Origin of the sequence: Idiomarina sp. T82-3 (genome assembly GCF_001577655.1) — a bacterium.
Classification (GTDB): domain Bacteria; phylum Pseudomonadota; class Gammaproteobacteria; order Enterobacterales; family Alteromonadaceae; genus Idiomarina; species Idiomarina baltica.
The window spans coordinates 1-12,207 of sequence record NZ_LSBQ01000017.1 but is presented as its reverse complement, the minus strand read 5'-3'; the positions used below and the strand labels follow the sequence as shown (position 1 = coordinate 12,207).

Annotated in this window: 12 protein-coding genes; 6 read left to right on the top strand and 6 right to left on the bottom strand. The window is 46.9% G+C overall.

Annotated elements, in window-relative coordinates:
• The first annotated feature begins 70 nt into the window (after positions 1 to 70).
• Together AWU56_RS10045 and AWU56_RS10040 are read left to right on the top strand one after the other, a co-directional pair.
• Positions 71 to 2,494 (top strand): TonB-dependent receptor, encoded by a 2,424-nt coding sequence (locus AWU56_RS10045; protein WP_286682465.1) that lies wholly within the window; start codon positions 71 to 73, stop codon positions 2,492 to 2,494.
• Between the two features lie 24 nt (positions 2,495 to 2,518).
• Positions 2,519 to 4,312 carry a phytase gene (locus tag AWU56_RS10040; protein WP_286682433.1) on the top strand — a complete coding sequence of 598 codons (1,794 nt, stop codon included), beginning with the start codon at positions 2,519 to 2,521 and terminating at the stop codon, positions 4,310 to 4,312.
• Here AWU56_RS10040 and AWU56_RS10035 read toward each other — a convergent pair.
• From AWU56_RS10035 to AWU56_RS10025, 3 genes are read right to left on the bottom strand one after another with little or no spacing between them, the layout of a single operon-like run.
• Positions 4,309 to 6,180 (bottom strand): EAL domain-containing protein, encoded by a 1,872-nt coding sequence (locus tag AWU56_RS10035; RefSeq protein WP_286682432.1) that lies wholly within the window; start codon positions 6,178 to 6,180, stop codon positions 4,309 to 4,311. The two genes, AWU56_RS10040 and AWU56_RS10035, sit on opposite strands and share 4 nt — an antisense overlap.
• Positions 6,173 to 6,754, bottom strand: a complete 582-nt coding sequence (locus tag AWU56_RS10030) for a heme NO-binding domain-containing protein (protein WP_286682431.1) — start codon at positions 6,752 to 6,754, stop codon at positions 6,173 to 6,175. The genes AWU56_RS10035 and AWU56_RS10030 overlap by 8 nt, the downstream gene beginning before the upstream one ends.
• Before the next feature lie 8 nt (positions 6,755 to 6,762).
• A complete protein-coding gene (locus tag AWU56_RS10025) occupies positions 6,763 to 7,014 on the bottom strand; it encodes a YqaA family protein (RefSeq protein WP_286682430.1) in 252 nt (83 codons plus the stop codon).
• 105 nt (positions 7,015 to 7,119) lie between these two features.
• Here AWU56_RS10025 and AWU56_RS10020 point away from each other — a divergent pair, with 105 nt between their 5' ends.
• Positions 7,120 to 7,347 carry a YgaP family membrane protein gene (locus AWU56_RS10020; protein ID WP_286682429.1) on the top strand — a complete coding sequence of 76 codons (228 nt, stop codon included), beginning with the start codon at positions 7,120 to 7,122 and terminating at the stop codon, positions 7,345 to 7,347.
• Here the strand turns inward: AWU56_RS10020 and AWU56_RS10015 are convergent.
• Positions 7,344 to 7,574 carry a helix-turn-helix domain-containing protein gene (locus tag AWU56_RS10015; protein ID WP_006955608.1) on the bottom strand — a complete coding sequence of 77 codons (231 nt, stop codon included), beginning with the start codon at positions 7,572 to 7,574 and terminating at the stop codon, positions 7,344 to 7,346. The genes AWU56_RS10020 and AWU56_RS10015 overlap by 4 nt on opposite strands.
• A 129-nt stretch (positions 7,575 to 7,703) precedes the next feature.
• Complete coding sequence (locus AWU56_RS10010; RefSeq protein WP_272977339.1) at positions 7,704 to 8,174, bottom strand: DUF4199 domain-containing protein; 471 nt, start codon at positions 8,172 to 8,174, stop codon at positions 7,704 to 7,706.
• A 119-nt stretch (positions 8,175 to 8,293) separates the two neighbouring features.
• On the opposite strand from AWU56_RS10010, the gene AWU56_RS10005 reads away from it, so the two are divergent.
• Complete coding sequence (locus AWU56_RS10005; protein WP_286682428.1) at positions 8,294 to 8,836, top strand: DUF6436 domain-containing protein; 543 nt, start codon at positions 8,294 to 8,296, stop codon at positions 8,834 to 8,836.
• Here AWU56_RS10005 and AWU56_RS10000 read toward each other — a convergent pair.
• Positions 8,818 to 9,759: a D-2-hydroxyacid dehydrogenase gene (locus tag AWU56_RS10000; protein WP_286682427.1), complete on the bottom strand. Its 942-nt coding sequence runs from the start codon at positions 9,757 to 9,759 to the stop codon at positions 8,818 to 8,820. The genes AWU56_RS10005 and AWU56_RS10000 overlap by 19 nt on opposite strands.
• Positions 9,760 to 9,930: 171 nt before the next feature.
• Here AWU56_RS10000 and AWU56_RS09995 point away from each other — a divergent pair, with 171 nt between their 5' ends.
• Both AWU56_RS09995 and feoB read left to right on the top strand, forming a co-directional pair.
• A complete protein-coding gene (locus tag AWU56_RS09995) occupies positions 9,931 to 10,167 on the top strand; it encodes a FeoA family protein (protein WP_286682426.1) in 237 nt (78 codons plus the stop codon).
• A gap of 30 nt (positions 10,168 to 10,197) precedes the next feature.
• Positions 10,198 to 12,015 (top strand): ferrous iron transporter B, encoded by a 1,818-nt coding sequence (feoB, locus tag AWU56_RS09990; protein ID WP_286682425.1) that lies wholly within the window; start codon positions 10,198 to 10,200, stop codon positions 12,013 to 12,015.
• Positions 12,016 to 12,207 lie beyond the last annotated feature (192 nt).

Genomic DNA, 12,207 nt, shown 5'->3' with positions numbered 1-12,207 from the left:
TACTTATGCAGCTGCACAAACTCAGCAGACGGAATCCAATACATCAAAACAGCAAGCACAAGACGCACCCATTGAAGAGGTACTCACGATTGGCTACCGCGAGTCCGTTAAACAGGCCGTTCAGCAACAACGTGATGCAGGCGGTATCATCAACGTTCTAAAAAAAGATGATATGGGCAAATTGCAAGACGACAGCGTGAGTGACGCTCTGCAGCGTATGCCGGGTTTGTCGGTAGAGCGCGACCAGGGTGAAGGGCGGTTTATCCGTATTCGTGGTTTGGCGCCGGATCTGAACTCTGTGTCTTACAATGGCACCTCATTAGCGGCACCCGAAGCGGGCCGTCGCGCAGTTGCGCTGGATGTGATCCCATCTGACTTGCTTGAATCGGTTGTTGTCAGTAAAACGCTGACGCCGGATATTCCTGCAGGTAGCTTAGGTGGAAATATTGAACTTAAGAGTATGACGGCGTTTGATCGCGAGGGTGCTTTTTACTCGCTTTCATCGGAGCTGGGTTATAACGCACAAGCGAGCGAGACCAACCCGAAATTCTCAGCAGTAGCCAGTAATACCTTTGACATCGGCGACAAACAAGACAGTTTGGGTATCGCTATCGCAGGTAGCTATCAAGATCGTTCATTTAGCACGGATAATGTTGAAACAGGTGGCAATTGGGATTTTGATGAGCCCGGTTTAGAAGAGTTCGAACAGCGTGCTTATCAAGTTACACGAGAGCGAACGGGCTTGGCATTAAATCTTGATTACCGACCAAGTGATACGTCGCAATATTACCTACGTTCGCTGTATAGCAAGTTTGCAGATACTGAAATTCGCCAAGGGATTATCACTGAGTTTGAAGATCCGCTCGCTGAGAATACTGCAAGCGCTGGTGAAGTCACCCGTGAGCTTAAAGATCGCAAAGAGACGCAGGAAATACAGGCCTACATGATAGGTACTGAGCAAACGTGGCAAGATTGGCAATTGACAATAGAGCTCGGTACCAGTGAAGCGAGTGAATCGCAACCGTTTGCGATTGGTGGGGCTCAGTTTGTGCAATCGTTTGATGACGGCTTGGGCTATCGAGGTGTTGAACAACTACAATTACTCGCCCCTGATAGGGCTTATCAAGCTGAGGGGTATAACATCGATGAAGTTGAAGTCAGTGATGCGTATACCGAAGAGAATGCAGATAGCCTGAAAGTTGATTTGGCTTACGACTGGCTACAACCGAGTTACCAAGTCACGTTCAAAGGCGGTATGCGTATCAGTCGGCGCGAGAAAACCGCTCGTGAGGATATCTTCATTGTTGAAGATTTTGATGATTTAGGGGTTTCGGCACTTACCCTTGCAGATTATGCAACTAGCAACGTTGACTATGGCTTTGACCGATTTGGTCCGGGTATTTCCGCGGCTGCGCTGTGGGGAACATTAAATACGTTAGTGTTGACTGACTTCCGTGATGAGGTGGAGTCACGTATTGCACAGTATCAGATCGATGAAGATATTAATGCCGCGTATTTTATGGCTGATGTGAATTCGGGTCCATGGCAGGTGATCGCTGGAGCACGCTATGAACACGAGCAACGTGATGCGCGCGGAACTCGTTATAATGATGAGTTGAATGAGTTCTCGCCAGAGTATGCCGAATTCAGCGATGCTCAGTGGCTACCGAGTTTAATTGGCCGTTATGAGCTGAGCAACTCGACAATTGTACGCATGGCTTATAGCACGGGTTTGGTGCGTCCTAGCTTTGAACAAATCCGTCCGAGCTATTTTGTTGAAAATGACGACGGTGATATTAAAGCTGAATTTGGTAACCCTGCACTCGAACCCTTGACTTCACGCAACCTCGATCTGGGGATTGAACACTACGATGAAACCTTGGGTGTTATCTCTGCCACCGCGTTTTATAAATCGATTAAAAACTTTGTTTATGAAGCGGATATTGCGGGTCGTCCTGGTTATGAATCATTTGACGAGGCGGTGACTTACATTAATGGCGATGACGCTTACGTCGCTGGTTTAGAGTTTAACTTAGTGCACCAGTTCAGCGGTTTTAATAACTGGTTAGATAACTTTCTGATTAATACCAACCTGACTTTTACCGATTCTGAAGCAACGGTTGATTGGCTGGATGATGGCGAACTTATGGAGCGTGATATTCCGTTGCCGAGTCAGTCGGATACCACGGCAAACGTTGCGATTGGCTATGAAACACAACAGCTGAGTCTGCGGTTGGCGGCGAACTATAAATCGAAGTACCTCGCAGAACTGGGCGATGTTGAAGATAGCCGCTATGACATTTACGAAGACGACAATCTCACTTTGGACTTCTCGAGCAAATGGCTGATCAGTGACCAGATCAGTATTAATTTTGCCGTCAATAATATCACTGACGAAGCGTACTTTGTTTACACCGGCGACAAGCGCTACAACGCGCAGTATGAATCTTATGGTCGCAGTTACACCTTGGGTGTGCAGTGGGTTAATTGGTAAGCAACCAGATTAGAGAGATTAAAAATGAATTTATTTAAAGTAGCAGTACTCAGTGCATCCATGTTATTGGCTTTTCACACTGGCAGCGCTAAAGCTAACGAACGACACCGTGAGATTTTACCCGACAACTCGGTTTTAAAGGTGACCAGTAAGGGCATTACTCGCGGCGAACAACAGCTGATTGCAGGCGATTTTTATCATTTGAAACATTATGTCTTAGGTGAGCGTGAGTCGATATTGGCAGCGATGGAAGGCGATACCCAAGAGCTGTTTGTATGGCGTTATCATCAGGGACGTTTACTGCCTTTATATAAAGGTGAGATTGAAACACGAGTGGTCGAAGATCTGTGCTTCTATGACAGTGCCGAGAACAGTCAGTTATCGCTGTTCTTGATTGGAGGCCGCGGTGGCGCAGAACAACGTTTGTTAAGACAAGATGAAACTTGGTTGAAAGAGCCGATTACGATTCGTGATTTAAACGTGCCCTACGATTCAACTGCCTGTGCGGTCGACTCGCAGCGTGGAGTGCTCTATGTCGCTGAATCCGATCAGTCGGTTTGGGCTTATAATGCTGAACCCGAAGCAGAGGAAAAACGTCACCTAAAAGCGGTACGTGCCCCTTTTGGACATATTCAAGGTGAAATAAAAGCACTCAGCGTTATGCAGGATGGCCGTTTACTGGCGCTGGAGGAGGCACCTGCGCGGTTACTTAAGATTTCGACTCAAGAAGATACGCTAGGCGAAACCGAGGCACAGCTCATTTCTACCACGCACGAATATCAGGATATTTCTCTGTTGCCGGATGCACGTGTATTGCTGACACGAGAGGCGGGCGACCATATGGTTGAAGTTGGAGTCGTGCAAGGCGATGCCGAACGGCATACCCCGGTGAAACCCATCGCGCAAGTGGCAGCAACGCTTGAAACTGAACCGTCACCGCGTCGTGGCGACGCGATTGATGACCCAGCCATTTGGGTATCACCTAGTGCGGCCGAGGAAAGTCTCATTTTAGCAACCGATAAACGGACTGGACTCTACGTTTATTCAATGAACGGTGAAATAGTGCAGCACTTAGCCGTCGGTCGTTTGAATAACGTGGATGTCAGAGGCAACGTGGCAGTCGCTTCGCTGCGCGACAACAACAGTCTTCAGTTCTTCGATATTAGTCAAGCTGGCGAAGTCAGCATGGCGCAACAGGTGAGTACTGATCTGGATGAGATATACGGTCTGTGTATGGGCTATGAAGAGCACACCGATAGACTATCAGTTTATGTAAACGGCAAGTCAGGTCGCATTCAACAGTTTTGGATCAAGGGCGCTGATGACGTTAAAAAGGTCCGCGAAATGTCTGTTCCTTCTCAGCCGGAAGGGTGTGTGGTTGACGATAAAACACAACGGCTGTTCGTTGGGGAAGAGGATGTTGGCATCTGGCTATTTGATGCGGCCATTAATAGTGCTGAACAGGGCGAGTTAATCATCAAGGCCACTGATGTCGCCGAAATTGTGCCTGACATCGAAGGTTTAGCGTTTGCGCAATACAATAACGAGACGCTGCTGTTTGTGTCGAGCCAGGGCAGTGATAGCTATGTGATTTTTGATGCTGAAGCGCCTTACACGTTGCGTCATCACTTCCGAATTCGAACGAATGTTGAGTTAGGGGTTGACGGCGCGTCTGAAACGGATGGGCTTGAGGTCACCACACAGTCTCTTGGAAAAGGGTTTGAGCAGGGCGCGTTAGTTGTTCAAGATGGGCGCAATCGGATGCCCGAAGCGGGACAAAACTTAAAGTTAGTCCCACTGCAGACGGTACTCGACTAGTTGCGATGTTGTGATACTTGAGCGATAGCCTGCTTTGCGGGCATCGGGCGAGCAAGTAAAAAGCCTTGAATCGCCATATCACCGATATTATTGAGGAAGTTGAGCTCTTCGACTTCCTCAACGCCTTCAGCGACGACGGACAGTCTGAGCTGTGTGGCTAACTCATAGACTGTCTTTATGATTGCGGCTTTTTGTTCATTTTCATGCAACTTAGCGACAAAACTCCGATCAATTTTGAGCGTGTCGATGGATAAACTACGTAAATAACTCAATGATGAGTAACCGGTACCAAAATCATCCAAGGCAATTCTTACGCCATTGTGGCGGAGTTTATCGAGTTGCAAGGCAGCACTTTTAAAACTCTCGACCAGCGTTGATTCGGTTACTTCGAGTTTTAATCGCTGCGGGTCGACACCTGCACCTTCAAGTTTAGCTAATACATTATCGGCGAAGTAGGGATCTTCAAGCTGTATCGCTGAGACGTTGACGGCGATATAAAACGGATGATTGCGCAGTGCGTTATTCTGCCATGTTTGAATGGTCTCGATGGTGCGGTCTAAGATTGCATAGCCCAATTCTCGCATCAGTCCCGAGTCTTCAGCGATGGGAATAAACTCCCCCGGTGATACAATGCCGAGCTCGGGGTGCCGAAATCGCGCAAGCGCCTCGAACCCAATAAGTTGTTTGGTTTTTCCTGCGTAAATTGCTTGATAATCCGGTGCCAGTGCATTTTGCATTAGGCTACGTCGCAACTCCTGCTCTACGCGAATACGGCGACTATCCTGAGTAATATGGGTCTCAGTAAAGATACACGTTTGCCCTAACTGGCGTGCGCGTCGCAATGCTGACCAAGCATAGTTGATGAGCTGCTGTGACTGGTCAATTTTTAGCATGGAGGAAGCGACCGCACCGACCGCCACCTCAAAGCGAGCATCCTCTTTAAACGTATTGTGAGTATTGGCACAGTTATCACGTATCTGCTGACATACGTCCTCAATGGTTAAACCGCTCTGGGTCAACTCCGATTCAAAGCCCATGACAGCAAAGGTGATGGCGCTGAGTTTACTTGCTACGAGATGTACACCATTGACTTGGTTCAGTCGTTCTTGAATTACTGGATACAAGCGAGCATTACTGGCATGCTCGCTTGCATTGAGTATCGCATCGATATTTTCAACCGTTACATAAATCAAAAACAGTGGTTGTTGCTCATCAAGCGCATCTTCGACACGTTCACGTAAATAGCGCTCATTGGGCATGCCAGACTCTTGGTCAAAGATACGCATAGCGGATATATCTGTCTGTGTGCCTGCGACGATTGAACATTGCTGTTCATTATCTTTTTGACAAACGCCGCGGCACAGCATCCACCGATATCCGTGGCGCGTGGTTTTGACGCGATATTCGACATTGAGATGTTCAGATTCGCCTTTGCGTAAGCCACGAATAGCATTGCTGAAGCGTTCGCGATCAGCAGGATGAATTTGTTGATACCAAAACTCAGGCGATTGGGTATTAGCGTCGTGGGGGAGTTCGAGCATTGAGTACCAACGACCTGACAATGTCAGTTCATCTTTCGCGATGTCCCAAATCCACACACCATCATTTGAGCCCGCTAAAATGAGGTCAAGTAAAGAGGTACGTTCTTTCACTTTGTCTTCGAGTTGCTCATTAAGTGACTGCATATCAGTCAGCGAGCGGCGTACGTTCTCCAATAAAAAGTTGACGAGTAGCGCAAGTTTTTGACCTTCAGTATCTTGCGTATCAACGCTTACGTGAATATCGAAGTTGTTATCGATGGTGTCGCATAACTGGTCGGCGATTTGAGTAATGACTTGGCGTAGCGACGGATGATCAGCATCAGTCATGAGCCACCTCCTGACGTTTATGTGGCCACGTTATTATAAATTCACAATGTACCGCGCCTTTATGCATGCAACAGGGTTCGTTGAATTCAATTTCATCGCCATACAGTGAGGCGACTTCAAATGCTAGGGCTTTATACAATCGACAGAGACCATTAGGGGATCGGTAAATGACCCTGACTACACCGGGCTCAATTGGCGAGGCAGAAAACTTATCATTGACATGCTGTCGTTCATCCTGTTGTTTTAATCCGGAAGCCATAACAGCGTGAATGCGCGCTTGCCGTAGCAAGAAACCTTCTGAATCGTCTGCAATTTCAAAAAATCGAGGAAACAAAGACCGCACCTTTTTAAGAAATGCCGAGGCGTAAAGGGCATAGACTTCGTTTTCGGTAAAACCTGTCTCTTCGACAGACGCTGCAATTAATCGAAGACATTCGTCATCACTGTAGTTTTTGTCAATACGATAATTTACCGATGGGTCAACGTGGGCTCTTTTTAAAACACGTTGTTTAAGTTCTTCGCCACCTTTCTCTTCGAGTAGCTCGAGCAGCACTTGCTGAATGATTCCAATCATATTTATCCCTAAACGCTGGTGGCTATTACGGCATAGCGCGCCACTTTTCCCACAGACACTAACAGCAAAAATAAACCAAAATTAACCCTAGATAAACCAGCAAACAGTGTTAATGGATCACCAATAATCGGTAGCCAGGCAAAAAGTAAGGTCCAACGGTCGAATTTCCGAAAGATCGCTTCAGCCGTTATCAGATTTGCTTTATAGACTTTTAAGCGAGTCTGCATAAAGCCTTGGTGGAGTAGATAGCCTGCGAGCATTCGAGCGCACTTAGGATAAGAAGATTTATGGCGCTTATTTTACTTGTAAACTGGCTCAATTGATATTATATATAAAAACATATTGTATATTTATGGGGTGTTACCATGAGTGTTGAAAAAGCGGTTACAGCATTTGCTGGCATCATAATTTTATTATCTGTGGCACTAACGGTATGGGTCCATTCAGGATTCGTGTGGTTGACGGTGTTTGTCGGGGCTAATTTATTACAGCAATCATTTACCGGGTTCTGTCCTGCCGCGATCTTTTTTAACCGCGTGCTAGGACTAAAAACCGAACGAGAACTGGCAAAATTGAATCGAGAGGGTGTTTAATAACCACCCTCGACAAGCCATTTCTCAGAGGTGCGCAGTTCTATCGAGATCTGCGTTAGTAGCTTGCGCGAAGGCGGACGTGTTCCTGATTCGATTTGGGTATATTCAGGTTCGCTTACGCCCAACTTCTTAGCGAGTTGAGTCATTGGAAGCATCAGTGTCTTGCGGCGTTGTTTAACGCGACGCGCAAAATCTTTAGCGATGAAATTTGACTTAATTGATGACATCTTTACCTCTACTGCAATACAACTGAGCTATGGTTACGCGCCTGAGTCCTAAAGGATCAACAGGCGCATTACGATGGCAAAACTATTTGTCAGAGGTAAGACGCTTTTTTGAAGGTTTAGTTGCGTGCGTTACGTGTCTTTTGAACGTAAAAAGAAAGCAACGATCGCACTGGTGATTAACCCTAAGCCGATTGCACCAACAATAGACTGGAAGATATAGGCGGTGAGGGTAAAATATTCTTCAGCTCTCATATCACTCATCATGCCTGAGGCGACCGCGTGATGACGCATATTGTCAAAAAACTCGGGCGATATCGTGGTATGAAAGATTAACTGCACTAAGGGCGCTAAGATAGCCACTACGAGGGTAAGCTTAACGCCGCTGATAAAGCCGGTCAGCCAAGTCATTTTCTGATCGGGTAAACTCTGCTTTTTATCGCGTAGGGCGAGAACGTAAATGGCGATGGCGATAATTGCGAAGATATTGGTGAGAAAGAAATGGTACTCGATATTTTGATGGTGCAAGCCAGCGAGTCGCTCAACCGTCAACCAGAGCAGCATTGCGATACTAAAAATAATACCCCATTTGAGCTCTTTCATAACTCAGTCCCTTGTTGATTTTTTGTAATTTACATCAACACTATAAGCCATTATTTGGCTTCGTGATAAGTACAAATTATGCCAAAATAGAACGATTTCTTATCGTCGGGCGTGTAGGTTTGAATAAAACACGAGTTAAACTCACTGCCATAGCCGTCAGCGCGCTGGTGCTGGTCATCGCGTTGAGTAGTTATTTGCTGTATCAGCCGTTAATGTGGTTCGATCAATCTGGGCAGTTGCAGGCACAAGTCGCGCAGGGACAAGTCGGCGAACGCCTCGGTCAGTGGCTTCGTCAGAAGGGATATAAAACAGACTCACGCGTCTTTCATGTGATGGATACCCACTGTATGTGTAATTGGCGAACAGAAGCCCACAAGCAAGTCGTTAAGCGTAAAGTGAATGACAGTAATGGCACCAATGTCGAACTGTCGCTTAACGAGTTGCCGATGCTTAGGCACTTTTTGCCCGCAACGCCTGCCGTGATCATTTTCGATGCCAATAGTGAGTTAGTTTACTTAGGACCCTACGCAGACGGCGCGTTTTGTAATACCGAAAACAGCTTTATTGAACCGCTCATAAAGCGCGTTGGAACGGCGACTGCGCCGCTCGACTCTGGTTGGGTGAATACCGTGGCTCGCGGATGTTATTGCCCATCATCCTGAAGAAACTGACGCAAGTTATTGGCACTAATATTGATAATTGCTTGGCGTGCCTCTGGCGCTAACCACGCGGAGTGAGGCGTGACGATTAAATTAAGTGGTTCGTTAATCGCATCGAGCAGGGGATTGCCGTTGCGGGGTGGCTCCTCTGACAGTACGTCGACTGCTAAACCAGCAATGATACCGTTTCTTAAAGCCTCAACCGCATCGTGTTCATTAACGATCCCACCCCGAGCGGCGTTCACGATGAGTAATCCCGGTTTGCAGTGCGCTAAATTGTTGCTGTTTAATAGGTCTCTCGTATCATTGGTTAATGGGCAATGAAACGAAATGACGTCCGCTTCGGGCAATAAATGATCGAGGCTGGGACGTGGATCGTTTTTCTTGCCGGGACGAGCCGCTATCGATACTTTCATGCCAAAAGCTTTTGCTAAGGATTCCACGGCTTTTCCTAACTCACCATGACCGACTATAACCAGGTGTTTGCCGGCTAACTGAACCACCGGGAAGTCATCTAAGCAGAAACGAGAAGCCGTTTGCCACGCACCTTGGGCAACGAGCTGATGATATCGCTGTGCTTGCGTCGCAAGGTTAAGCATTAAAGTGAGCGTGTGTTGAGCCACACTGGCGGTTCCGTACGCTTCAACATTAGCGACCTTAATGCCGCGTGCGTTAGCCGTGTCCTGATCGATATTGTTGGTGCCCGTGGCTAAAATGCCTATCCATTTGAGTTGAGTCGCAGAGCGTAGCGTTTCGTTATCAAGTACGACTTTATTGCTGAATACGATATCGGCACCCTGGATACGTTCAACTACTTGCCCAGCAGTAGTCTCATTGAATACTTGCCAGTCATCCAATTGTGCAGCGATGGGTTGCCAATCAACATCGTTACCTAAGCTGGCTGCGTCGAGTACGACTCCTCTCATTCTACACTCCAATTAGTTAGCTTGCTAAGTTGTACGTTTGGCTTTACGACTCGCCTAATAAGCCCTGCCAGACTGCGTTTTACCACATTAGGTAGGAACTTGCTTTGGATCAAGCAATCTATTGAAGATAATCTTAATATTTATGATAATAGTTCTCATTCGGGAGGGCGTATGAAAACACTTTGGGAATTAAAAGCTAAGCAAGCGGCTGTCGTTGAAACAATTAACTCGCAGCTGACAGTATCGGTTATTAGCCGATTGCAAGAAATGGGATTCAGTGAGGGACAACAAGTCGTGTGCGTCCGCCGCTCGCCCTTTAAAGGTCCTTTGGTGGTGCAAGTCGGTGATTGTGTTTACTCACTCGAACAAGCGGTTGCTGAAAAAATTAATCTTGCCTTGGCCAGTTAAGCCTATCATTTAAAACAACTTGGGTCGTATATGGAACGCATTGTCTTAGTGGGGAAACCCAACTGTGGTAAGAGCTTGTTGTTCAACCAATTAACCGGCTTACGACAAAAGGTCGCAAATTTTCCCGGTGTCACCGTCGAGCTGAAGACGGGTCAGTTTGATCAGTTTGAAGTGGTCGACTTTCCTGGTACTTATTCACTACATAGCCTATCAAAAGACGAAGAAATCGCTGTCGAAAAGTTAAACCTCGCTGTAGACGATGATGATACGCAACTCGTCGTATGTGTCTTAGACGCGGCGCGACTTGAGCGTAGTTTAGTCTTTGCACTTCAAGTTCAAGCTTTGGCGCGTAAAAATAACAAAGCCGTCGTTTTTGTGCTGAATATGATCGATGAGGTTGAGCGTTATGGTTTGAATATTGATATCAAAGCGTTGCAAAAGGAACTTGGTGCGCCGGTCTACGCGCTCTCTGCAAAAACGCTTAAGGGCGTTGCCGCCTTTAAGGAGGCTTTGCCAAGCTTGGCGAAACAAGCACAAGCGCCTACTGAGCTAAACATTCAGCTTGGGGAGCAAAGAAAATTCATCGAGCGCGCGCGTGAGATTAACGCGGAGTATGGTATTCGCTCCGATGTGGTGCTAAAAAATCAGAACCGTATTGATACCTTTCTGCTGAATAATGTGCTGGGTGGTATTGCGTTTCTAGCGATTATGTTTTTCTTATTTCAAAGTATTTTTACTTGGGCGCAGCCACTCATGGATGGTACCGAGGCGGCAATAGGTTGGATCGCCAGCACACTAACGGGAGTGATAGGACCAGGTATCGTTTCTGACTTTTTAAATGATGCTATATTTGGCGGCGTCGGCGCGTTTTTAGTGTTTGTTCCGCAAATCATGGTTTTGACGCTTATTATTGGTGTATTAGAGGATAGCGGCTATTTGGCGCGAGCCGCGCTCATATGCCATAAGCCATTGAGTTTATTTGGTTTGTCTGGGCGTAGCTTTATCCCCTATTTAACGGGGCATGCGTGTGCTATCCCTGCAATTATGGCGGCACGTACCATTGAGTCGCCACGCAAACGCCTGATTACGATGCTCACCATTCCTCTGATGTCGTGCTCAGCGCGATTGCCAGTATATGCCTTACTGATAGCCGTGCTTATTCCAAAAGATGCAACGTTTTTAGGCGTGTTTGACCTGCAGGGTGCTGCCTTTTTTGGGCTGTATTTCTTCGGGATTCTGATGGCACTCGTCGTGAGTACCTTGATGAACGTGTTTACGCGCAAAAGCAAAGAACTCAAAGACATGCCGTTTATATTGGAACTGCCTTCGTATCGCTTACCGCATTGGAAACCGCTATTTCAACGCGTTATTAACAGCGGCTTGCAATTCATCAAACGCGCGGCGCCGGTTATTTTTGTTATTTCCTTATGCTTATGGACGTTGGGCTATTTTCCTCAAGGGGCAGGTCTAGAAAACTCACTACTGGGTAAAATTGGTCATTTTATTGAGCCTATCTTTGAACCGCTGGGTTTAGATTGGCGCTATGGCGTGGCGATGATCATGTCGTTTTTAGCGCGTGAAGTGTTTGTCGGTGCGCTGGGCACGATGTTTGGTATGTCGGGTGCCGAGGAAAATATTGCCGGCTTAGCGGCGCAGATCCAGGCTGATGGATTGACCTTAGGTGCCGGCATTGGCTTGCTGCTATTTTATGTTGTTGCGTTGCAATGTGTTGCAACGGTCGCGATGCTACGTGCTGAAACGGGTAAAAGTCGAATCGCGTGGGGGTTATATGCAGGCTACGGCATTTTAGCTTATCTCATTGCTGTAATCGCAGCCCACATTTTTTAATGAAATTAAAAATCAACGTAACGCGATGGTGGGTTCGGCGGTCTGAATGCGTTCCCATCACCGTTGAAATGATAGCGAAAATACAGTTGGTAATCCTGAATTCAGATAATAACCGCAACACTCATGTAATGGGATAGGTCGGAAGGAGGTCAGCTACCCACATGTGGTAGTCTTACTTTTCGACCAAAAAAA

What these genes read in the sequence shown, in the direction of transcription:
- AWU56_RS10040 (WP_286682433.1), top strand. Translation starts at nt 2,519, where the DNA reads ATGAATTTATTTAAAGTAGCAGTACTCAGTGCATCCATGTTATTGGCT.
- AWU56_RS10035 (WP_286682432.1), bottom strand. Translation starts at nt 6,180, where the DNA reads ATGACTGATGCTGATCATCCGTCGCTACGCCAAGTCATTACTCAAATC.
- AWU56_RS10030 (WP_286682431.1), bottom strand. Translation starts at nt 6,754, where the DNA reads ATGATTGGAATCATTCAGCAAGTGCTGCTCGAGCTACTCGAAGAGAAA.
- AWU56_RS10025 (WP_286682430.1), bottom strand. Translation starts at nt 7,014, where the DNA reads ATGCTCGCAGGCTATCTACTCCACCAAGGCTTTATGCAGACTCGCTTA.
- AWU56_RS10020 (WP_286682429.1), top strand. Translation starts at nt 7,120, where the DNA reads ATGAGTGTTGAAAAAGCGGTTACAGCATTTGCTGGCATCATAATTTTA.
- AWU56_RS10015 (WP_006955608.1), bottom strand. Translation starts at nt 7,574, where the DNA reads ATGTCATCAATTAAGTCAAATTTCATCGCTAAAGATTTTGCGCGTCGC.
- AWU56_RS10010 (WP_272977339.1), bottom strand. Translation starts at nt 8,174, where the DNA reads ATGAAAGAGCTCAAATGGGGTATTATTTTTAGTATCGCAATGCTGCTC.
- AWU56_RS10000 (WP_286682427.1), bottom strand. Translation starts at nt 9,759, where the DNA reads ATGAGAGGAGTCGTACTCGACGCAGCCAGCTTAGGTAACGATGTTGAT.
- AWU56_RS09995 (WP_286682426.1), top strand. Translation starts at nt 9,931, where the DNA reads ATGAAAACACTTTGGGAATTAAAAGCTAAGCAAGCGGCTGTCGTTGAA.
- feoB (WP_286682425.1), top strand. Translation starts at nt 10,198, where the DNA reads ATGGAACGCATTGTCTTAGTGGGGAAACCCAACTGTGGTAAGAGCTTG.